This window comes from Terrabacter terrae (assembly GCF_039529575.1).
Lineage (GTDB): Bacteria > Actinomycetota > Actinomycetes > Actinomycetales > Dermatophilaceae > Terrabacter > Terrabacter terrae.
Genome location: NZ_BAAANB010000021.1, coordinates 1215223 through 1235945, shown reverse-complemented (window position 1 = coordinate 1235945; position 20723 = coordinate 1215223). Strand labels below are relative to the sequence as shown.

General features: G+C 69.5%; 29 protein-coding genes and 1 pseudogene. 19 read left to right on the top strand and 11 right to left on the bottom strand.

Features of this window, described 5'->3' with window-relative positions; all coding sequences use genetic code 11:
• Nucleotides 1-120 precede the first annotated feature (120 nt).
• On the top strand, nt 121-630 hold the full coding sequence (locus ABD194_RS15940; RefSeq protein ID WP_343993110.1) for a hypothetical protein: 510 nt from the start codon (nt 121-123) through the stop codon (nt 628-630).
• Nucleotides 631-740: 110 nt separating this feature from the next.
• Complete coding sequence (locus ABD194_RS15935; protein ID WP_343993108.1) at nt 741-1337, top strand: ATP-binding protein; 597 nt, start codon at nt 741-743, stop codon at nt 1335-1337.
• Nucleotides 1338-1426: 89 nt separating this feature from the next.
• Here the strand turns inward: ABD194_RS15935 and ABD194_RS15930 are convergent, their stop codons facing one another.
• Nucleotides 1427-2365, bottom strand: coding sequence for an alpha/beta fold hydrolase (locus tag ABD194_RS15930; protein ID WP_343993106.1), 939 nt, complete (start codon nt 2363-2365; stop codon nt 1427-1429).
• A gap of 567 nt (nt 2366-2932) precedes the next feature.
• Complete coding sequence (locus tag ABD194_RS15925) at nt 2933-3376, bottom strand: hypothetical protein (protein ID WP_343993104.1); 444 nt, start codon at nt 3374-3376, stop codon at nt 2933-2935.
• A gap of 706 nt (nt 3377-4082) precedes the next feature.
• Here ABD194_RS15925 and ABD194_RS15920 point away from each other — a divergent pair.
• Both ABD194_RS15920 and ABD194_RS15915 read left to right on the top strand, forming a co-directional pair.
• Entirely contained in the window at nt 4083-5231 is a 1149-nt protein-coding gene (locus ABD194_RS15920; protein WP_343993102.1) for a zinc-dependent alcohol dehydrogenase, read from the top strand.
• A 50-nt stretch (nt 5232-5281) separates the two neighbouring features.
• Nucleotides 5282-5848, top strand: a complete 567-nt coding sequence (locus ABD194_RS15915; protein WP_343993100.1) for a hypothetical protein — start codon at nt 5282-5284, stop codon at nt 5846-5848.
• Between the two features lie 399 nt (nt 5849-6247).
• Here ABD194_RS15915 and ABD194_RS15910 read toward each other — a convergent pair whose 3' ends face one another.
• From ABD194_RS15910 to ABD194_RS15895, 4 genes are read right to left on the bottom strand one after another with little or no spacing between them, the layout of a single operon-like run.
• Complete coding sequence (locus tag ABD194_RS15910) at nt 6248-6679, bottom strand: Hsp20/alpha crystallin family protein (protein ID WP_343993098.1); 432 nt, start codon at nt 6677-6679, stop codon at nt 6248-6250.
• Between the two features lie 5 nt (nt 6680-6684).
• Nucleotides 6685-7101, bottom strand: a complete 417-nt coding sequence (locus tag ABD194_RS15905; protein ID WP_343993096.1) for an SRPBCC family protein — start codon at nt 7099-7101, stop codon at nt 6685-6687.
• Nucleotides 7101-7577, bottom strand: a complete 477-nt coding sequence (locus ABD194_RS15900) for an SRPBCC family protein (RefSeq protein WP_343993094.1) — start codon at nt 7575-7577, stop codon at nt 7101-7103. Before ABD194_RS15900 ends, ABD194_RS15905 begins: the two co-directional genes overlap by 1 nt.
• Nucleotides 7574-7882 carry an ArsR/SmtB family transcription factor gene (locus ABD194_RS15895; RefSeq protein ID WP_343993092.1) on the bottom strand — a complete coding sequence of 103 codons (309 nt, stop codon included), beginning with the start codon at nt 7880-7882 and terminating at the stop codon, nt 7574-7576. The genes ABD194_RS15900 and ABD194_RS15895 overlap by 4 nt, the downstream gene beginning before the upstream one ends.
• 393 nt (nt 7883-8275) lie before the next feature.
• Here ABD194_RS15895 and ABD194_RS15890 point away from each other — a divergent pair, with 393 nt between their 5' ends.
• Nucleotides 8276-8575, top strand: a complete 300-nt coding sequence (locus ABD194_RS15890; protein ID WP_343993090.1) for a WhiB family transcriptional regulator — start codon at nt 8276-8278, stop codon at nt 8573-8575.
• A gap of 325 nt (nt 8576-8900) precedes the next feature.
• On the opposite strand, the gene ABD194_RS15885 is transcribed toward ABD194_RS15890, so the two are convergent.
• The 5 genes from ABD194_RS15885 to ABD194_RS15865 form a co-directional block, all read right to left on the bottom strand.
• Complete coding sequence (locus ABD194_RS15885) at nt 8901-10037, bottom strand: tyrosine-type recombinase/integrase (protein WP_343993088.1); 1137 nt, start codon at nt 10035-10037, stop codon at nt 8901-8903.
• Nucleotides 10037-10267: a DUF3263 domain-containing protein gene (locus ABD194_RS15880; RefSeq protein WP_343993086.1), complete on the bottom strand. Its 231-nt coding sequence runs from the start codon at nt 10265-10267 to the stop codon at nt 10037-10039. The genes ABD194_RS15885 and ABD194_RS15880 overlap by 1 nt, the downstream gene beginning before the upstream one ends.
• Nucleotides 10264-10560, bottom strand: a complete 297-nt coding sequence (locus ABD194_RS15875) for a hypothetical protein (RefSeq protein ID WP_343993084.1) — start codon at nt 10558-10560, stop codon at nt 10264-10266. The genes ABD194_RS15880 and ABD194_RS15875 overlap by 4 nt, the downstream gene beginning before the upstream one ends.
• An 89-nt stretch (nt 10561-10649) precedes the next feature.
• Nucleotides 10650-11024: a hypothetical protein gene (locus ABD194_RS15870; protein ID WP_343993082.1), complete on the bottom strand. Its 375-nt coding sequence runs from the start codon at nt 11022-11024 to the stop codon at nt 10650-10652.
• Between the two features lie 62 nt (nt 11025-11086).
• Nucleotides 11087-11449 (bottom strand): hypothetical protein, encoded by a 363-nt coding sequence (locus ABD194_RS15865; protein WP_343993080.1) that lies wholly within the window; start codon nt 11447-11449, stop codon nt 11087-11089.
• A 353-nt stretch (nt 11450-11802) separates the two neighbouring features.
• Here ABD194_RS15865 and ABD194_RS15860 point away from each other — a divergent pair, with 353 nt between their 5' ends.
• The 14 genes and pseudogenes from ABD194_RS15860 to ABD194_RS15795 all read left to right on the top strand — a co-directional run bounded on the left by ABD194_RS15860 (nt 11803) and on the right by ABD194_RS15795 (nt 20547).
• A complete protein-coding gene (locus ABD194_RS15860; RefSeq protein WP_343993079.1) occupies nt 11803-12099 on the top strand; it encodes a hypothetical protein in 297 nt (98 codons plus the stop codon).
• Nucleotides 12096-12347: a hypothetical protein gene (locus ABD194_RS15855; protein WP_343993078.1), complete on the top strand. Its 252-nt coding sequence runs from the start codon at nt 12096-12098 to the stop codon at nt 12345-12347. The genes ABD194_RS15860 and ABD194_RS15855 overlap by 4 nt, the downstream gene beginning before the upstream one ends.
• Nucleotides 12344-12547, top strand: a complete 204-nt coding sequence (locus tag ABD194_RS15850) for a hypothetical protein (protein WP_343993077.1) — start codon at nt 12344-12346, stop codon at nt 12545-12547. Before ABD194_RS15855 ends, ABD194_RS15850 begins: the two co-directional genes overlap by 4 nt.
• 76 nt (nt 12548-12623) lie before the next feature.
• Complete coding sequence (locus ABD194_RS15845) at nt 12624-12983, top strand: hypothetical protein (protein WP_343993076.1); 360 nt, start codon at nt 12624-12626, stop codon at nt 12981-12983.
• Nucleotides 12980-13354, top strand: a complete 375-nt coding sequence (locus tag ABD194_RS15840; protein ID WP_343993074.1) for a hypothetical protein — start codon at nt 12980-12982, stop codon at nt 13352-13354. The genes ABD194_RS15845 and ABD194_RS15840 overlap by 4 nt, the downstream gene beginning before the upstream one ends.
• Nucleotides 13351-13620: a hypothetical protein gene (locus ABD194_RS15835; RefSeq protein WP_343993073.1), complete on the top strand. Its 270-nt coding sequence runs from the start codon at nt 13351-13353 to the stop codon at nt 13618-13620. The genes ABD194_RS15840 and ABD194_RS15835 overlap by 4 nt, the downstream gene beginning before the upstream one ends.
• Nucleotides 13617-14504, top strand: a complete 888-nt coding sequence (locus ABD194_RS15830) for a lambda-exonuclease family protein (protein ID WP_343993072.1) — start codon at nt 13617-13619, stop codon at nt 14502-14504. Before ABD194_RS15835 ends, ABD194_RS15830 begins: the two co-directional genes overlap by 4 nt.
• Nucleotides 14501-15406, top strand: coding sequence for a recombinase RecT (locus tag ABD194_RS15825; protein WP_343993070.1), 906 nt, complete (start codon nt 14501-14503; stop codon nt 15404-15406). The genes ABD194_RS15830 and ABD194_RS15825 overlap by 4 nt, the downstream gene beginning before the upstream one ends.
• Nucleotides 15407-15411: 5 nt before the next feature.
• A complete protein-coding gene (locus ABD194_RS15820) occupies nt 15412-16281 on the top strand; it encodes an exonuclease domain-containing protein (RefSeq protein WP_343993068.1) in 870 nt (289 codons plus the stop codon).
• Complete coding sequence (locus ABD194_RS15815; RefSeq protein WP_343993066.1) at nt 16278-16784, top strand: RusA family crossover junction endodeoxyribonuclease; 507 nt, start codon at nt 16278-16280, stop codon at nt 16782-16784. The genes ABD194_RS15820 and ABD194_RS15815 overlap by 4 nt, the downstream gene beginning before the upstream one ends.
• Nucleotide 16785: 1 nt before the next feature.
• Nucleotides 16786-17148, top strand: coding sequence for a WhiB family transcriptional regulator (locus ABD194_RS15810; protein ID WP_343993064.1), 363 nt, complete (start codon nt 16786-16788; stop codon nt 17146-17148).
• Nucleotides 17145-18227 (top strand): hypothetical protein, encoded by a 1083-nt coding sequence (locus tag ABD194_RS15805; RefSeq protein ID WP_343993062.1) that lies wholly within the window; start codon nt 17145-17147, stop codon nt 18225-18227. Before ABD194_RS15810 ends, ABD194_RS15805 begins: the two co-directional genes overlap by 4 nt.
• 359 nt (nt 18228-18586) lie before the next feature.
• Nucleotides 18587-18847, top strand: a pseudogene (locus ABD194_RS15800) (DNA translocase FtsK); the annotation flags it as partial.
• Nucleotides 18848-18999: 152 nt separating this feature from the next.
• A complete protein-coding gene (locus ABD194_RS15795; RefSeq protein WP_343993060.1) occupies nt 19000-20547 on the top strand; it encodes a DnaB-like helicase N-terminal domain-containing protein in 1548 nt (515 codons plus the stop codon).
• Nucleotides 20548-20723: the final 176 nt, after the last annotated feature.

Genomic DNA, 20723 nt, shown 5'->3' with positions numbered 1-20723 from the left:
CAACGATGCATGGGACGCGCCGCCCGAGGGTTGAGCCGATGTCCCGCTCGAGGCCCGCACGCGTCGTACGGTGTGACGGCTCAGCCGCGGTGCGGCCTGTCGGCGAAGGGGTTGGATCGGGTGACGACGTACGTGCGGGTGGACGAGAACATCTACGGGCGCATGGGCCTGAAGTTCGTGCTGACACCCGATGGCCAGTCGCTCCAGCTGCTGCCGGGGCAGCTCGCGGACCCGGGCTCCGACGTCGTCAGCCACGTCGGGGAAGCCCGGTTCCACGTTCGTATCAGCACCCCCGTCGCTACGGACGCTGATGTCCCGGACGCGCTCGGCCTGGCTCTGCGCCGGGTGGCCGACCGCCTGTTCGGCATCCTGCCGGACGGGACGGAAGACCCCGACGCGAGCGGATTCGTCGAGGGCGTCCTGGGACCCGCGGTCCACGACGGCGGGCTGGTCCTGACCCTCGACACCGAGAGCTTCGGCTTCAACCCGCCCATGGTCGAGACGATGACCCGCATCTTCGTCGAGGAGCTCGAGCCGCTGGCGATCCCCGTGGAGCTCACCGCCGCCTCCTGGGCCACCGACGAGGTACCGCCGGCCTGGCGCAGCAGCGCCGAGCGACTTCAGGGCTAGCACCGCCGTCCGCTCATCGCCGTGAGACGTTTACCGCTCATGCCGCCGAGAGTGAACTCCCCGGCGGGCTGGCGCGCCCCCTGCATGACCGGGCACCTAGTGTCAGAGTGATGAGCGACCGATCGTCATGGACCGCCACCACGCACGAGTGGGGCAGCGACTTGGACGAGCAGCACCTGCACGAAGTGAGTCGCCTCCTGGGCCCACCCGGCGCAGCCGGTGGTCGACGACACCTCATCCTCGAGGTCCTCGCGTACGCCAACGACGAAGCCGCCGCGTTGGGCCGGACCGGACACGTCATCGTCACGACCCACGCAGACGGCGCCGTAACGATCGAAGACGATGGCCGAGGCACCGACACGCGACGCGACAGTGACGGCCGGGTCATCCGGAAACCGGTCATGGCCACGGCTGACGTCCGATTCACCGACATCAACAACGCGCCGCTACTGCCAGACGGTCTGCCTCGACGCGGCATCTCCACCGTCGCAGCGCTCAGCAGCGCACTCACTCACGAGAACCACCGCGACGACGGAGCCTGGTCTCAGACGTACCGCCACGGCATACCGGACGGCGACCTCAAGCCCCTTCGCGAACGGAAACCGAGGGGGACCGTCGTCACCTTCTGGACCGACATCACCGGCCCCTCAGACCTGACCAACGAGGATCGAGGAGCGTTCCCGTTCCTCGACATCCGGTTGACCTGAACGACCGACGTGACGCGCTCAGCGCTCCCGCCGGCGGCACCCACTCCGGCTCGCTACTGAAACCTTGCACCTCGAGCTTTACGTAATCCCTATCCCGCCGCGGACGGGCCCTTCGAGGCGCTTTCCGCGTGCGCGACCAGGTCCACGTTAGCGGCGTGGCACCGGGCGGTCATGGAGCCACCGCCGTGCCCTTCGCCCTCGTCGATGACCAGGTTCGAGCCGGGCCAGGCCCGATGCAGCTGCCAGGCGGTGACGGCCGGGCTCGAGATGTCCCGACGCCCGTGGATCAGCGTGCCCCGAATGCCCTCAAGGAGATCCATCCGCTGCAGGAGCGGCGGGTCGCAGAACCCGCCGTGGGACCAGTAGTGCGCGGTGAGCCGCGCGAATGTGCGCCGGAACTGGTCGTCGTCCCAGCGCGGATCGGGATAGAACCCGCCGGCGCCGATGCTGACGTGGGTGTCCTCCCACCGGGCCCACTCCCGCGAGGCCGCGTCCTGCACAGTGGGGTCCGGCGAGGCCAGCAGCTGCGCGTAGGCCTCGACCAGCCGGCCCTTGCCGCGGCGGTACCCGATGCCGGCCTGCTCGGCGTGACCGGCGAACCGGTCCCAAGCCTCCGGGAAGATGCTGCCCATGCCCTCGCTGATCCAATCGACCTCGGCGCGGCTCGTCGTGGTCACCGCACTCAGCACGATCCCCAGGACCCGCTCCGGGTGCGCCTGCGCGTAGGCCAGCGCGAGCGTCGAGCCCCATGAGACGCCGTTGAGGATCCAGGCGTCGATCCCGAGGTGGACCCGCACCGCCTCCATGTCACCGATCAGATGCGCCGTGTCGTTGTCGACGAGGGAGGTGTCCGCCTCGCCAGCGCTCGGCGTGGAGCGGCCACAGCCACGCTGCTCGAACCCGACCACGCGGGTGACATCGAGGGCGAACCGCTGCCGGTAGCCGCTAGTTCCGAGCCCACCGCCTGGTCCTCCGTGCACGTGAAGCGCCGGGACGCCGTCTGGGTTGCCCCACTCCTCCCAGTACACGCGGTGTCCACCACTGACAGGAAGCAGCCCACTGCGGCGCGGCCCATCGCTGATCTCCACGTGCAGATCACACCACGACATGCGACGCGAGCCCTCCGAGAACGTCCTGTCATGTCGCTTAACGTGCGGTCATTCGTGGGTCGATGTGCACCTGCGGAACAGCCCCTTACTGCCGCCCGGCCGCCTTTCCGGAAAGACGCCAAGCATGAGTGCCAAGATCACGCTCGTCGCGCCGATGGGCACTGACAAGCTCAAAGCACGCGTGCTCAGGGTCCAGTCTCACCGGCCCTCGTGCAGTAGTCCGAGAACGGCGAGCGTCACGCACGCCATCAGCGCGTAGGGCCAACGCCGACCGGCACGCTGGGCGTAGGAAAGCCTCCGCTCTGGAGGGCGATCGCTGGACATGAGCGGATGCTCTCATGCCCGTGAGCCAGCAGACCGACACATTGGGCTGCCGAGCGCCGCATCGTGGGTGGCGAACGTCCTCTACTGCCGCGCGGAGGACTTTCGTCCGGCCATGCCGCACCGGTCGTGCCGATGGGGCGAGTGACGAGGAAACCGGGTCGGTCAGTCACTTTTGGTGTCACTGGCCAACTTCTGACGGCGTACTCCGCCTGCCACGTCCTTGGCGGTGCCGCCCACGGTCTTGGCGGTGCGGGCGGTCCTCTCGACGGTGCCGGTCTTCCTGTTGGCGGTGCCCGTCGTCTTCTTGGCGGTTCCGGTCGTCCTTTCGGCGGTGCCGGTCGTCTTCTTGGCCGCTCTGATCGTCTGCTCCTCGGGCGTCGAGGCCGCTTTCTTGGCGGTACCGGTCGTCCCCTTGAGAGCACCTCTCGTCGTCTTGGCCGCCCTGATCGTCTCGTCCTCGGCCGTTGAGGCCGCCTCCTTGGCGGTCTCCACCGGCTTGGGCGGGAACCACACGACCTTGGTGGCCTTGACCTTCCCTACGAAAGAGGCGCCGCGGGCCGCCCACTTCGCTCGGTTGCTGACGCTCTTCCACCTCGTCTCGGTCATCTCCTGCTCCTTCCTATGCGTTCCATACAACGCTTGTTCTCATCAGCGAGGGCAGGTATCGGGCTGTCGGATTCAGGTCGCCAACGAGGGTCCCCCCTAGGGCGGGTCCTTCACGCGGGGCCCGTGAGGTTGCAAGTCGCCGCTGGCAGCGTGCGCCGTGGTGATCCCCTCATGCCGCGCTGAGGGCGACGACGATCGCCCGACCATCAGCGTGAGGTGTTTAGCGTCAGGGCTGGAAGACGGGTGCCGGTGTCCTCGTCGTCGGTCTATGCATAGCCAATCGAGGTGGTGCTCGGCAGCATGTGATCGGGTTGTGTCGACGACGGGACGGGGCGGCCTGTGATGTCCGGGAGAGTCCTTGGAGGATGCCCGCCACGTGTCGCTCGGCCGGCTGCCGACTCAAACGAAACATCGCCGGTCGCCCAATCGAAGGCGGTCAGGAGCACGTCGGGCCGCAGATCGGCGCGCTCGAGTTTGTCTCGCAACAGAGCAATGTTGAACCGTGGCTTCGCCGCGTTCGCGAAGACCCCGACGTATGCGGCCGGGACGGTGCTCCCAGGGTGCGCCGCCTCGGCTGCGTCGAGGATGGCCGACCGCTTGCGGAAGTCGCGGATGGCCTCGCCGTAGTCGAGCCCCCCTCCACCTGCTCGTGCGCTCGGGATTGGGTAGGAGCCGGGGAACACTCAGGTTTGGACGGGAGCGTGCGATGCGAGCGATGGTCTATCGAGGGCCGTACAAGGTGCGGGTTGAGGAGAAGGACGTCCCCCCGATCGAGCACCCCAACGACGCCATCGTGCGGGTCACGCGTGCGGCGATCTGCGGGTCGGACCTGCACCTCTACCACGGGATGATGCCCGACACCCGGGTCGGGATGACCTTCGGCCACGAGTTCATCGGGGTGGTCGAGGAGGTCGGCTCGTCGGTGCAGAACCTGAAGCGCGGCGATCGGGTCATGGTTCCCTTCAACGTCTACTGCGGCTCCTGCTTCTTCTGCGCCCGCGGCCTCTACTCGAACTGTCACAACGTCAACCCCAACGCGACGGCCGTCGGCGGCATCTACGGTTACTCGCACACGTGCGGTGGCTACGACGGCGGGCAGGCCGAGTACGTCCGCGTCCCGTTTGCCGATGTCGGACCGAGCATCATCCCGGACTGGATGGACGAGGACGACGCCGTCCTGCTCACCGACGCCCTGTCGACCGGCTACTTCGGGGCGCAGCTCGGCGACATCGTCGAGGGCGACGTCGTCGTTGTCTTCGGCGCCGGCCCGGTCGGGCTGTTCGCCGCCAAGTCGGCCTGGCTCATGGGCGCCGGCCGGGTCATCGTCATCGACCACCTCGACTACCGGCTCGAGAAGGCACGCAGCTTCGCCCACGCCGAGACGATCAACTTTGTCGAGGTCGACGACATCGTCGTCCACCTCAAGAAGCTCACCGAGCACCTCGGCGCCGACGTCGCCATCGACTGCGTCGGCGCCGAGGCGGACGGCAACTTCCTCCAGCACGTCGCCTCGGTGACGCTGAAGCTGCAGGGCGGCTCCCCGGTGGCCCTGAACTGGGCCATCGACTCGGTGCGCAAGGGCGGAACCGTCTCGGTCATGGGCGCCTACGGGCCGATGTTCAGCGCCGTGAAGTTCGGCGACGCCCTCAACAAAGGGCTCACCCTGCGGATGAACCAGTGCCCCGTCAAGCGGCAGTGGCCTCGGCTCTTCGAGCACATCCGCAACGGTTACCTCAAGCCGAGCGACGTCATCACGCACCGCATCCCGCTCGAGCACATCGCGGAGGGGTACCACATGTTCTCCGCCAAGCTCGACGGCTGTATCAAGCCGATCATCGTCCCCAGCGTCTCCTGAAACCCGCGTCACCATCCGGCGTCAGCCACCGAGACAGAGAGCGAGCCCCCATGGCCTACCGAGCCGAGAAGCCGCCGCTGGCGGAGACCAGCGAGCAATTGCGCGCCCGCATCCCGGGCTGGGGTGTCGACCTCGACCCGAAGGACCGCCCCGCCGTCCCCCGCGAGCGCTTCGACCCCGCCGCGTCCGGTGCGCACTGGGACTTCCCCGAGCGGCAGCCGGAGAAGTGGCCGCGCGAGCGCTCCATCGAGCACGCCTTCGTGACACCGGTGTTCGGCACCTCCAGCCCACCACGCGGCCTCTCCGGGGCAATCCGCAAGCTGGCCTACGCCCGCTACAGCGAGGCGCGGGCCGCACACTGGCTGCTCCTGCTCGGCGCCGACCGCGTCGACGCATGGGAGAGCCACCTGAGGTCCTTCGGAACCACCCACCCGGACAACCCCGTCACCGAGACGGGGGTCCTCAGTGAGGGGCGCCGCCACGGGATCTCCTCGCGCCGCGGCCACCGCGCCGACCACGCGCACCAGGCCCTCGACCCGTTCGTGGTCGCGGGCCCCTGGGTGGTCGCCGGGGTGGCCGCCTACCGCATCGTCCGGCGCGTGACCAGCCGGAGCTGAAGCGCCGCGTCACTCTCGGCGCTTGCGGGTGCGGCCGACGAAGGGCCGCTCTCGCCCCGGGTGTCCGGGTGGTGTTAAAACGCCAGTCCCCGGTAGGCGTGTCTGATCTGCTCGGGGCTGACCGTCGGCGTGACGCTCATGACGGTATACAGGTCATCGCTCTGCGTCATGGACCTTCAGCTCCCGACGGCCCCTGAGGCGGGCGGCCGGCCCACGCTTGGTTGGGGGTTCCGGGCCCCGGCCGGTGCGAACCGGTACGCCGTCAAGGCGTGGGCGTCGCGCTTCGAGCGTCAGGCGCGCGAGCAGCGAACGCACCGACCGAGGCAGCTCTCTGGATCTGTGTCACCACTCAGGGGCGACCACCTGCCTGCCGTTCCCGATGTCAGACAGACCCCTGGCTCAGGCGCCGATGGCCTGCCGGTCCTCGGTCGTGCCGCCGATCTCGATCTTGCGGGGCTTGGCCGCCTCGGCGACAGGGATCGTCAGGGTGAGCACCCCGCCGTCGTAGCGGGCCTCGATGTGCTCGGTGTCCACGTTGTCGCCGAGCACGAGCTGCCGGCTGAACACCCCGAACGGGCGCTCGGCGGCGACGAGCTGCTTCTCGTCGTAGCTGGCCCGGCGTTCAGCCTTCACCGTGACGACGTTGCGCTCGACGTCGAGGTCGATGCCATCCGGTGCTACGCCGGGAAGGTCGAACTCGACATGGAACGTGTCACCGTCTCGCCACGCGTCCATCGGCATCAGTGACGAGCCGGCGAAGGACCCGCCTGTGCCCAGGACCTGCTGCGTGAGTCGGTCCAGCTCTCGGAAGGGGTCAGTGCGCATCAGCATCATTTTCACCTCCATCGTCGTCTGCGATGCTCCTCGGAGGGCCACGATCGCCTCGTGCGATCTATGGCGTGCGCCATAGATTTCATATACCACCGGTGCCGCGGTTGGGCAAGCGCGGTGGGAGCCCGGTCCACACTCAGCGCTTGGACGTCGAGGTCGACCCGTGCCCGGATCGGGCCGTCGATGCCTTGCACGGACCAGGCGCGTGGTGGTTCGAAACGCACGAGTCTCGAGGTGGAGGCCCGGTCGGCGCCGCCGATGCGTCGGGTCGTGCGGCACAGGTCGCCGAGAGCCGGCTCGTGCTGGGTGTTCATCGACCCGCTGACGACGCCCTCCTGCCACTCGGCGAACTTCGTCGGGTCCGTGGCGTAGGCGAAGACCTCGTCAGCCGCACAGCGGACCTCGATCGACACGGTGGTCATCAGGCAGCCTCCGCCAGCAGGGCCGCGTAGCGGGCCAGGTACAGCGGCCAACCCTGCGGGTCGTCCACGCCATCGCGGATGGACTGCCAACCCGGCCCGTGGCCGTCGAGGTGGCGGTGTTCCAGCTCCACCCGAGTCCGGTCCTGGCCTTCGGCGATGAACCGGACCTCGACCTCGCTGGCTTTGGCGGGGTCGGCCTCCAGCTGCCACATCGGCCCGATGTCCCAGCTGAACACCAGGCGATGCGGAGGGTCGTAGGCGAGCACTCGGGCCCACCGGCATTCGCTGCCGTCCTCGGCACGGTCGACGACGTGGCCGCCGACGTGAGGCTCGAATGTCGTGGCGACGATCGGCGAGGAGAGCAGGTTGTGCTCCTTCGGCTTGATCTCGTCCATGCGCTCGGTGAAGGCCCTGAACGCTTGCTCCGGCGTCCCGGGCACCACGACCTCGTGACGAACCCGCGGTGCTTCGGTCATCGTTCCTCCTCCATCAGCTTCTCGAATCCCGAGAGCGTCCGCTTCCAGAACATGTCCAGCTGATCGCGTAATGCGCTGACGCCCGCTTCGTTCAAGCGGTAGATCCGCTTGGTGCCCTCCGCGCGATCACTGACGAGCCCGACGCGCTTGAGGACCTTCAGGTGCTGCGAGACGGCAGGTTGTGAGACCGGTAGTGCGTCGGTGAGTTCGCCGACGGTTCGTTCGCCGCCGGAGAGCTCGAGCAGGATCGAGCGCCGGGTACGGTCCGCGAGCGTCGCCCATCCCTCGTCTTCTGGATAAGTCATGACGAATAGAAGGTATGACCGATAGAGCGCCGGCGTCAACCGTTCCGCTTCCATACCTAGGAGGGCGCGCGCGGCGCCACGTGGCGCCGCGCGACATGACGGCGCGTTGAGATAGGGCCTGGAACCGCCTGGTTGGCGAGCGCACTCAACGTCATGAGCTCCGCAGGCACGGCCGTGTCGTGCCACGTCGGTTCGCAGTTGCAGACCTCGACTCGGCGACAGTGACTAGTCATGTCGTCTGCGAAACCATCCAAACGGGCTATATCACGACAGCGTTTGCGCTCGTAGGGTCTTCCTTGGGCCTGTGGGGGGTCCGCATGATCGGGGCCGGTGGGACGGCTCGGGTCGGCTCGGTAGTCATGGGAGGCGCCGGGCCGGGGAGGGGTGGTTGTCATGAGTGCTGTCGCAACGGTGGATCTGTGGGTGGACGAGTGGGCCAGGGAGGCGAACTGTGCCGGCCAGGACCCTGAGGCGTTGTTCGTCCGGGGCAAAGCCCAGCATGACGCGAAAACGGTCTGCAAGACGTGTCCGGTCCTCGCGCAGTGCCTGGCTGAGGCCTTGGACAGCAGGACGGAGTTTGGTGTGTGGGGAGGCATGACCGAGCGGGAGCGCCGAGCGCTGCTCCGGAAGCGGCCCGACATCACCTCGTGGAAGTCGGCCCTGCGGGCAGGAATGGCGTCACAGGCCAGGTAGGCGCGCTCAATCGGTGATGGGAGCTCATCGGTGGATGGTTCATGACCGTCCGGTGGCCCGAGATTGCGGCTCCGTCGCAGGGACCAGATCCTCGGCACCAAGCAGGACAAGCCGGACGGGCCGCTCCTCTGCGGGACAGGACGGCCATAGGAGTCCTCGGAAACTTTGCCGACTATTTGCGGTCCAACAGCGGTGCCGAAACACAAACCGCAGGTCAGAGCCCTGAAAGTGGATGAGTCGGCCGATACGCCGGGTAACCCGACAAACCGCCTCTGAAGTGCAGTGATGCCTAGCTGGGTGCGCCACTGGTGCGCAGACGCTCAAGTCAGCCGAGCGCCAGATCGCCGTATGCAGCCTCCACGGCAGACGCGATCCGGGCCTCGTCCGAGGGCCACAGATGGGCGTAGGTGCGCATCGTCTCCGACGGGTCGGCGTGGCCCAGTCGGTCCGCGACCGCGCGGGGCGATGCGCCCTCGCCGATCAGCAGCGACGCGTGATGGTGGCGCAGCTCATGCCACCCCGACCGCTCCCCCTCAGCCTCGGCCAGCCCCATGCCGGCCGACGCGACCTCCCAGGCGTACGACAGCTGAGACCGCCGCAACGGCCCGCCACGGTACGACGTGAACACCAGCCCCTCCGGCCCGCGCACGCCATGCTCCAGCTGCTCGAGCAGCACCTTCTCCACCGACGGCGAGAGGCGCACCGTCCGGTACGACGCCTTCGTCTTCAACGGTCCCCACACCACCCGCGAGGCGTTCGTGCCCTCCGCCAGCTGGCGGTCCAAGCGCACCATGCCCGGCGAGTATCGGTCCTCCGTGACCGAGCGCCACTCCCCCGGTCGCATCCCCGTGCCGGCCGCGAAGAGCACCGCGCGCTGCAGGTGCTCGGGCGCCTGGGCTCGTAGCTGCAGGACCTGGTCGACGCTGAGCGGCACGATGAGGCGGTGGTCGACACTCGGGAGGTTGATCGATCGGCACGGCGAGGCCACCAGAAGCCGGTCTGCGACGGCGGAGTCGAAGACCGCCTGCACGTAGACCATCGTCAGCCGCACCGTGTCCGGCGCCAGCCGCTTCGAGATCTGCGCCACCATCTCCTGCACGTCCAGGCGCGTGATCTTCGGCAGAGGCATCGAGCCGAACGCCGGGTAGGCATCCAGCCGCAGACGCCGCTCCGCCGTCTTCGCCGTCCCGGGCTGGTGGTGCACCTGGTGCTTGAGCCACAGCGTCGCGTGCTCCTGGAAGGTCGTGCGCGTGTCGGCGACGTAGGTGCCGGAGCGCTTCGACACGTCCACGCTGGCCAGGTGCGCCTCGGCGGCGTCGCGGCTCGGGAACGCCTTCGAAGGCGTCGCCCCGTCGGGCTCGGTCCACCGGGCCAGCCAGCGCTTCCCGCGGCCGTACCGCGGGCCCTTGACCTTCCGGCCGTTCGGACCCTTCACCATCCACCGGTCGACGACGTAGCCCATCAGCCAGCCCGACGCCCGCGTGACCTCGAGGCCAGACGCTCGCGCAGCAGCGCGGTCGTGCCAGGGTCTGACTCCCACGCCTCCCGAGTGCCGAGCGCGGCGACGAGCCGCTGGTAGTAGCGGGTCTCGTTCACGCCGAACGTCTCGAGGATCGCTTGAGCCTTCCGGCCGTCGCCGGCGCGCGGATCGTTCAGCCAGCGGCGCTCGAACGCGAGGAGCTCCCCGATCACTTCGACGTGCTCCGCGGAGTACCGAACGCTGCGACGAGCGACAGGACCGTCCACGCCCCGCCCAGCACCATCAGCTGGATCGCCTCGCGCCGAGCCTCCGCCTCGAGGGCCCCGCAGCTGGAGGGCCCGAAGATGCTGTTGCTCGTCGAGAAAGCCGACCCGCAGTTCGGGGCGGTCCCGACGAAGCCGGATGCCAGGCCGGCCACGAAGATCGCGATGCCGACGATGATCATGGCCGTGTCGAGGGTGATGGTGCTGCGGCCCTTCTGGACGGCCGTCTGGATGCTGCTCATGTCGCTACTCCCCTGCTCGTTGGGCGCCGGGCTCATCCCGCCGCCTCCTCTTCCTCTTCAGCCTCTGCTGCGGCCCGCCGGAGCACCGCTCACTCCGACGGGTGCAGATGTCTCAACCGGATGTGCAGCACATCCTCAGTCACGTTCAGCTCGTCCGCGAGCTCAGGCATGGACCGCGCCCACTTCGACGCCTGCACCAGGTCCTCGAGGAGGATCAGCTGGTGCGCCGTGGCCACGTCGACGAGCCGCTCCTCCCGGCCGATGTGGCCGCCCGGTCCGCGGAGGACGTGCTGGCGCTCGTGCTCGATGATGCAGCGTCGTTGGACCTGGGACAGGCCGGCCCGCACCCAGATCGTCTTGTCACTCCACCGGGTGGCGGCGTCGATGCCCGCGGGCAGGTCCTTCGTCCAGTAGACCGTCCAGTCCGCGAGGGCGCGCACCGCGCGCCACGGGTGATGCACCACCGAGAAGCCCCTGACCCCTGACCTGCGGGCCGTCTGCTTGACCCGTTTCGGGACGGTATAGGTCAGGTACGACGCTCGCCATCCGAGGGCCGTTTGCGGGTGCGGTGCGCGGCGGCCCGGCCGGCCTCGATGTCCTCCATCGTCGGCGGGGTCGGCAGCTTGGTGACGGAGCCGGCTCGCCCGGCTTTCGTATTGGGGGCGGTGTCATCGGTCGACTCTTCTCGGTCGGTCATCGCTCGGATGATCTGGTCCACAGCTCTGCGCTGCTTCAGTGTGAGAAGGTCGGCCTCCGCCGGCGGTCGGTACGGCTCGATGACGGAGCGAGCTGCCCCCGCCCAGTCGCTAACGGTCCGCACGTCCAGGCGCAGCGCCTCTGCGACGGCCGCCACGGTCTCAGGTTCCGAGGAGACCATGCCGTAGAGCATCCGACGCACAGCCTCGACCGACGGGTGGCTCGATCCGGTCGCCGCCTGGGCGGCGCGTGCCAGGGCTCGGATCGAGGGTCGATCGCGGTCCGTGAGGTCCGCATCCACCATCGCCGAGGCCCAAGGCTCAGGTACTTCCTGTCTCACGTCTACCAGTCTCCCGCTGACACACCGCCCGCTGTCTAGCGGCAGTGTAGACAGCGCGTCTACAAATCACGTCGTTGTAAGTCCGGTTTGAGCACGGTTTCCCGCACGCAGATTTCTCCCACCTTGTAGACAAGTGCGTCTAAGCCGTCTACTGTCTTGCGTGTCAGCAGTCACATGTCTACGATGGAAGGAATCCGACAATGCACATGAATGAGGTGAGATTCGACGTGGAGTGCATCAGCCACCTGGCCCTCGCGCAGTACATGAACCACCGTGACATGACGGTCCGCAGCCTCGCCGCCGCCGTCCGCGACCGCCTCAAACGACGGACCCCCAGGATCAGCTGCTCACCCGCCACGATCGGACACCTGCGCTCCGGCGCCCGCAAGAACTGCCGGCCTGAGATCGCCAAGGCCATCGAGGAGGCCCTCGGCGCGCCCGCGGGTTCTCTCTTCGTGCCCAAGCTGTCTACTGTCTCGACCGTCAGTAGGCGCGCAGCATGAGCACTGCAACCGCCCTCCGGACCCTCCCGTGGGACAACGACGCCACGCTCTACGAGCTGACGCCGCCCCTGCCGAACGGCGTCACCCACGTCATCGCCTCGACGACCGTCCTCGGCAACGGCACCACCGGCACCCTCGTGCTCGCCGCTACCGAGGACGGCCAGGTCGCCTACTGGATCCCGCTGACCGCGTCCCTCGACGGCGACGCCTCAGCGCTCGCGCAGCTCGGCTACGAGGTCCGGTCGTGACCGCCAAGAAGCCGACCGTGCTGCTCACGGCGGCCGACGTCGCCGCCCGCACCGGCGAGCACATCAAGACGGTGCGCCTGCGGACTCGCCGCGGCGACTACAAGGCCTTCGCCATCAACCTCGGCACCGAGAACCGGCCCCGCTGGCGCTACGACGAGGCGCTCCTCGAGCGCTGGATCGACACCCGCCGCGCTGCCTGAACCAACCCGCCGCATGACGGAGCCCGGCTCCCACCGCCAAGCAGAAACCGGGCTCACGACCGAAAGGAATCGTCTCATGACGACCCAGCAGCACTCCAGCAACACCGTCGCCACCCTCAACGAGCACGTCGGCCGGCACCGCCCCACCGTCCCCACCTGGCAGCCGACCCCCGACTACGGGCCCGCGCCCGACGTGGCGGCCGGCGTCGGCGTCACCCTCGGCGTCGACCCGCACCTGACCCTGGTCGACCTGACCGGCGGCATGGTCCGCATCCCGCTCAACCCCGAGACGGTCGAGCACATCGTCCTCGAGGCCAAGGCCTTCACCTCCGCCCGCGAGGCCCGGTACGCCGAGCAGGCCCGCGAGATCGAGGCGTCCAACGCCCGCCAGGACCGCTTCTTCCGCGACAACGAGCGGATCGAGGCGACGGCATGAGCACTGGCATCCAGGTCGAGCGCGTCCTCGACCGCGACACCCAGCACGTGCAGGTGGCCATCGACCCCGAGCAGATCGTCGACGGCCTCGCCCGGGCGCTGAAGAACCAGCACATCTATCTGACGCTGCTGCTGCAGGCCGACCCGGAGACGAAGCGCGACGCTCGGGCCCGGCTCGTCCGCGCCCTGTCCGGCGACGCCTTCACCGTGGTGCTCTCCCCCACCGAGGCGCGCCAGGTGTCGCAGGAGCTCGACGAGGTTGCGCGCGAGGCGTACCCGTGCGCCGTCGGGCACTGCGAGTCCCTCGCCGACGAGGACTACTGCGACGCGCACCTCGACGCCGGCGCCGGCCTCGCTCGGAGCGCGTCATGACCGCGGGCATCGTCGACGGCCGCGTCCTCCTGCTCGCTCTCGCCCTGGTCGTCGCGGTCATCGCCTGGAAGCGGATCCGCGGTGCACGCCGCCCCGCCAGCGAGCCGACCCCTCAGCCGCAGATCCCCGAGGCCGACTGCTGCATGGTCAGCAGCCCCCGCTGCGCCGAGCCATGGGAGCACGAGCTGCACGGCTGGCTGCTCTGCACCGGCCACTACCAGGCCGCCCGCCGCGACACCGTCTTTGACCAGGAGGCGAGCTCGTGACCGCCACCCTGATCCCCACCCTGTCCCCCGCCTCGCCCGAGTGGGCCAAGCGCATGAGCGCCTCGAAGGTCGCTGCCGTCGTGGGCCACTCGCCCTACGAGTCGCGGTTCTCCCTGTGGCACAAGATGTCCGGCAACCTCGACTGGGACGACGGCGAGAACGCCGACGAGAAGAAGCGCGGCCACTACCTCGAGCCCGCCCTTCGTCAGTGGTTCCGCGACCAGCACCCCGACATGCGCGTCGAGCGCACCGGCACCTGGGAGCGCGACCTCTTCGACTGGCAGGTCGCCTCCCCCGACGCCCTCGTCGACGACGAGGACATCCTCGAGTGCAAGACCTCCACCAAGGACTGGGAGTGGGGCGAGGCCGGCACCGGCGAGGTGCCCGTCTACTACGACGACCAGGCGCAATGGACCCTGCTCGTCACCGGGCGCCGCCGCTGCTACTTCTCGGTGCTCACGTCCTTCATGGAGTTCCGCGAGTACATCGTCGACGCCAACCCGCAGAAGCAGGCGTGGCTCGTCACCGAGGCCGACTCCTTCATGCGCTCCCTCGGCCAGCGCGCCCCGTCCATCGACGAGCACGACGCCACCTACCGCGCCATCCGCAAGCTGCACCCAGACATCGAGGACACCGAGGTCGAGATCGACCTGACCCTCGCCCTCGAGTACGCCGCAGCGAAGGCCGCCAAGGACGACGCCGAGACCGCCTACCGCGGCGCGGCCGCCCAGATCAGCGAGCAGCTCGGCAACGCCCGGGTCGCCAAGACCCCCACCGGGCTGACCGTCGCCTACCGCCGCGCCGGCCGCGGCGGGTCCACCCCGTACCTCAACCCCGCGCGCGGCCTGACCGCGACCCTCCTGACCGAAAGGACAGCGTCATGACCGCCGTCGCACGCACCGAGCAGGCCGGCACCCCGGCCGGGCTCGTCCAGCAGTACCAGGGCGACTTCGCTGTCGTCCTGCCCAGCCACATCAAGCCCGAGACGTGGTGCCGCGTTGCCATCGGTGCACTGCGCCGCGACCGGAACCTCGAGGCGGCTGCCCGGGCCAACCCGGCCTCGTTCCTCGGTGCGCTGCTCGACGCTGCCCGCCGCGGGCTCGAGCCGGGGACCGAGCAGTACTACCTCGTGCCGCAGAAGGTGAAGGGCCAGATGCAGGTCCGCGGCAACATCGGCTACCAGGGCGTCGTCGAGCTCATCTACCGCGCCGGCGCCGTCTCCTCCGTCATCGTCGAGGTCGTCCGCGAGCGGGACAAGTTCTCCTACGTCCCGGGCCGCGACGACCGGCCCGTCCACGAGATCGACTGGTTCGGCAAGGGCGGCCGCGGCGACCTCATCGGCGCCTACGCCTACGCAGTCATGAAGGACGGCGCCACCTCGAAGGTCGTCATCCTCAACCGCGACGACGTCGAGCGGGCCAAGGCCTCCTCGCAGGGCGCGAACAGTGCCTACTCGCCGTGGAAGAACCACGAGGAGGCGATGTGGCTCAAGACCGCCGCGCACCGCCTGGCGAAGTGGGTGCCGACCTCGGCCGAGTACATGCGCGAGCAGCTGCGCGCCGTCAAGGCCGTCGAGGCCGAGCAAGTCGGGCCCGGCTCGATCGGCGCGGTCCGTGACCAGCCCGTCACCGAGACCGGGCTCGAGAAGGCCGCGGACCCGCACGCCGGCGAGGAGTTCGTCACGGACGAGGTGACCGGCGAGGTCATCGACGAGCAGGACCCGCCCGCCGACGGCTACGCCACCTACGACCCGGCCGCCGACCCGACCACCGAGCCGGACTGGTGACCCGGATGTCCTGGCACACCGGGCGCCTCGCCCTCGCGGATGCGGAGACCACGGGTGTCGACCCCTTCCTCGACCGCATCGTCACCTTCGCGATCATCGAGGCCGGTGGCGGCCACAAGACCGTCACCCGCTCCTGGCTGATCGACCCAGGCATCCCCATCCCGGAGGCCGCCACCGCGGTGCACGGCATCACGACCGAGCACGCCCGCGCCAACGGCCGCCCGGCCGCGATCGCCGTCAAGGAGATCGCCGTCGACCTGCTCTCCTGCGTCGGGTCCGGCCTGCCCATCGTCGGTCACAACGTCGGCGGCTACGACCTCACGCTGCTGCACGCCGAGCTCGTCCGCCACGGGCACAAGCATCTCGCGCTGTCGTTCGCCGGCATCGCGCCCGTCGTCGACACCATGGTCATCGAGAAGCACCTCGACCCGTACCGCCCGGGCAAGCCCAACGGCCGTCGCCCCGATGACGCGTGCGGGCCGCACACGCTCATCGAGTGCTGCCGCCTGTGGGGCATCGAGCTGTCTGAGCAGGACGCCCACGGCGCCGAGGCGGACGCTCTCGCAGCCGGGCGCCTGGCGTGGCGGCTCGCGACGGACCCGCTCCGGTTCGCGCAGTTCGACGGGCCCCGCGGTGTCGACCGGATCAACCCCGCCCACTGGCCGCTCCACAAGCTCCACGAGTGGCAGGCCGAGACCTACGCGAAGTCCGCCGCCTCGTTCCAGGCCTACATGCGCGGAGAGCAGCGAAAGAAGCCCGACGACGTCGACCCGACGTTCGAGGCGCGCACGCAGTGGCCGGTCGCCGACCTGCCAGCCGGCTGGACACCCGACCAGCCCCCCATCCCCGCAACCGAACGGGAGGCCGTGGCTTGAGCCGCCTCATCTTCACCGTCAACGGCACGCCGGGCGCGCAGGGCTCGAAGCGCCACGTGGGGCACGGCGTCATGGTCGAGTCGTCCAAGAAGGTCAAGCCCTGGCGCTCCGACGTCAAGGCCGCCGCCGAGGCCGCGCACCTGGCCTCCGACGAGTGGGACCGCGCCACCGGCGCCGTCGGCGTTCAGATCACCTTCCGATTCGCCCGACCAAAGAGCCACTACCGCACCGGCCGCAACGCCCACATCCTCCGCGACGACGCACCCATCTACGTCACGTCGCGCGGCGCCGGCGACGGGGACAAGCTGCAGCGCTCCACCTTCGACGCGCTGACGGCGGCCGGCGTCATCGCCGACGACTCCCTCATCGTCGCCATCCACGCCTTCAAGGTCTACGCCGCCAGCCACGAGAAGCCCGGCGCCGACGTCGAGCTCTACACCGTGCGCAACGCAGCCCAGGGCCCGAGCCTCGCACCGGTCTACCGCGGGCAGGCGGTGAGCTGACATGGACGCCACCCCCTGCTCGCGTGTGCCCGACCGCGACATCTTCACCAGCACCGACCCGGACGACATTGCCGCGGCCAAGGCTGTCTGCTCCACCTGCCCCTTCACCAAGGCCTGCCTCAAGGCCGCCCTCGAGCTCGGCGAGGTCGGGGTCTGGGGCGGCACGACCAAGGCTCAGCGCACACGCCTGAACCACACACCCCGGCAGCCGGGCCGACCGCGCAAGCCCATCACCCACGGCACACGCCAGGGCTACTTCCAGCACCGCAACCGCGGCGAGGACGCCTGCATCGAGTGCAAGCGGGCCGCCTCCGCACACTCCAAGCGCATGCGCGCCAGCAAGCGACAGGCGGTCGCATCATGACCGCCCGCCAGCCACGAGACACCCAACTGCGCTGCGACGACTGCGGCTACACCACCAAGGTCACCTCCGCAGGCATCGCCCGCAAGGCTCTCGACCGCCACTCCTGCGACCTCACCCGCGAACGCGCAGCCCGCACCGAGCGACGTCTCGCCAAGGCCTCAGCCTCCGGGCCCGAGGCGCCCTGCCAGCACGACAACCGCCACCAGCACGGCGACCGCGCCCGTTACACCCTCGACGGCTGCCGCTGCCGCGCCTGCAGAGACGCCAACGTCGCCTACAACCGGCAGCTCGCCCGGCGCCACCTCTACGGCCGGCCCCCGCTCGTCGACGCCAACCCCGCGCGCGACCACGTCCGGGCGCTCCAGGCCGCCGGCATGGGCTGGAAGCGGATCGCCGAAGCCGCCGGGCTCGACCACTCCGTCATCACCAAGCTCATCTACGGCGCCCGCGGTCGCAAGCCGTCCGTGACCATCCAACCCGCGTCCGCCGAGAAGATCCTCGCCGTCCGCCTCGAGCTCGCACCCGCGGCCGTCGTCGACAGCATCGGATCTGCCCGCCGTGTCCAGGCGCTCCTGTGCCTGGGCTGGTCCGTTCCGCGTATCGCTGAGGCTGCTGGGGTTGACCGGCAGGCCATCGACAGGGCCTTGCGCGGCGGCTCGGTGCTCGCCTCCACCCGGAACGCCATCCGCGACGTCTACGACCGGCTCTGGAACGCCACACCCCCGCAGGCCGAGAAGTCCGACCGGATCGCTGCCACCCGCGCCCGGCGTCGGGCGGCCGCCTCAGGCTGGGTGCCGCCGCTCGCGTGGGACGACGACTCGATCGACGACCCCACCGCGACACCAGACCTCGGCGACACCCGGACCACCAACCGCGGGCGCAACACCGAGGACCTCGTCGAAGACGTCGAGTTCCTCCTAGACGAGCAGCCCCTCGCCACCGCGCAGCAGCTCGCCGACCGGCTCGGCTACCGCGACCGCACCGCAATCCAGAACGCCCTCAGGCGCGCAGGCCGCCAAGACCTGCTCGACCAACTCGCCCGCAACGCACGACTCAACCAGGAAGGAACCGCAGCGTGAAGATCGCCACCCAGCTCCCCAAGGGGCCACAGAACGGGCTCGTCGCCATCGACCGAGCCCTCGTCAACAACCCCGAGCAGTCGCACATCGTGATCGCCGAGGTGGACTGCAAGAGCATCACCACCGACACGGACACCGGCGACACGGAGCCGACCGTCCGCATCCTGCACGTCGAGGTCATCACCGACCGCTCCGGCAACCAGGACATGGTCCGGGCCGCCATGGATGCCGCCTATCGCCGCCGCACCGGTGACAACCCTCTCCCCTTCGACCTCCGCACCGCCTCAGGCGTCTTCGTCAGCGGCGGCACGTATGACGTGAATGCCGGGACCGGCGAGATCACCTCGGCCGACGAGCCTGACGACTCCACAGACGAGCTCGATCTCCTGGCCAAGGCCGCCGACCTGGTCATCAGCACACAGTTCGGCTCGCCCTCGATGCTCCAGCGCAAGCTGCGCGTCGGCTTCGCCAAGGCCGGCCGTCTCATGGACCTGCTTGAGGCGCGCGGCATCGTCAGCCCCAGCAACGGCAGCAAGGCGCGCGAGGTCCTCGTCAAGCCCGACGACCTCGAGCACCAGCTGGCGGGCATCCGTGGCGCCGAGCAGGACGACGGCGACCCCGCAGCCTGACCGGCCTACCCATGCCGGTCACCGCTCCGCACCCCTGGCGGAGAGCCCGCGGCGCCACCCCCAAGGCGCGCGGCGGGCCCCCAATCCCACGAACGACACGAGAGGCGAGGCGTGCAGCCCGAGCCAGCCCAGCGAGGTGACGCGTGACAGACCGACCACGCGACCGGCACCTCGCCGTCGCCCCACCACCCGACGAGCACGACACCACCAGCCAGCCACCCCAGGACCACGAGGCCGAACGCGACGTCCTCGCCGGCATCCTCCACCGACCATCCACCCTCGACGACGTCACCCTCATCCTCACCCCCGAAGACTTCCACCACCCCGCCCACGAGCTCATCTACGCCGCAGCCGTCACCCTCTATGCCCGCACCCGCCCCGTTGACATCACCACCGTCGCCAACCAGCTCGGCACCGACCTCGGACGCATCGGCGGCCGCTCCGCCCTCGAGCAGCTGCACTACCGCGGCATCGGCATCGCCGACCCCGCCTACCACGCCGAGATCGTCGCCGACACCGCCACCAGGCGCCGCCTCGACACCGTCGGCACCCGCATCCGCCAGCTCGCCAACTCCCCCGCCGGCGGATCCACCCTCGAGCTCCTCGACGCCGCCACCAACGAGCTCGCCGCCATCCCCCGCACCGTCCCCGGCGTCGACCACGCCGCCACCAGTTCTTGGGCGCCCGTCGACCTCGCCGGCATCATCGCCAACGGCGAGATCCTCGAACAGCCAACCCAGCTCGCCCGCACCGACGGCCAGTGCCTGCTCTACCCCTCCGCCGTGCACTCCATCAGCGGCGAGCCCGAGTCCGGCAAGTCGTGGATCGCGCTCATCGCCGCAGCCCAGACCCTGCGCCACACCACCGACGAGCACGTCACCTACGTCGACTTCGAAGACCGTGCCGGCCGCGTCATCCCGCGCCTGGTCAACCTCGGCGCCCCAGCACAAGCCATCATCGAGCGCTTCCACTACATCCGACCATCCCAGGCGCTCGACGCAGCCGGCCGGAAGCTGCTCGACCAATGCGCCACCCAGTCCAGCCTCGCCATCATCGACGGCGTCACCGAAGCCATGACCATGCACGGTCTCTCGCTACTCGACAACGAGGACGCCGCCCGCTACCTCGACCTCCTCCCGCGCCACCTCGCCGACCAGGGCCCCGCCGTCCTGCAGATCGACCACGTCGTCAAGGACAGCGAGAAGCAAGGCCGCTGGGCCATCGGCGCCGGCCACAAGCTCGCCGGCCTCGACGGAGCCGCCTACGGCGTCAAGGTCCTCGAGCCCTTCGGCCGCGGCAAGATCGGCCGCGCCGCCATCGCCGTCCACAAGGACCGCCCCGGCGCCGTCCGCGAGATCGCCCTCGGCAACGCCGTCGCGCACCTGGTCATCGACTCCCGCGGCGAGTCCATGGCCGCCTGGCTCGAGGAGCCCAGCTCGCTGCCGAAGTCGGCCGACGGAGCCGGCCGTCCCACGCACCTGATGGAGAAGGTCTCCCGGTACGTCGAGATGTACCCGGGAGCCTCGCAGACCGACATCGAGAAGGGCGTCACCGGCAAGGTCCAGTACCTCCGGATGGCCATCAACTCCCTCGTCGCCGAGGGCTACCTCACCGTCACAGCGGGCCCTCGCAACACCCGCAACCACTCCGTCATCGCGGTGTTCCGAGAGGACGAAACCGATGAGTCCTGACCGCCACATCGACCCCGTCCCGACCCCGTCCCGACCCCGTCCCGGTACGGGCACAAGACGACCCCGTCCCCTTGCCCGCTTCTCTAAGCAAGGGACGGGGTCAGTGAGCACGAAATCACCGCGACCCCGTCCCAGATCGTCCCGGGCCCCTGAGCGCGTCCCCACCCCGTCCCACA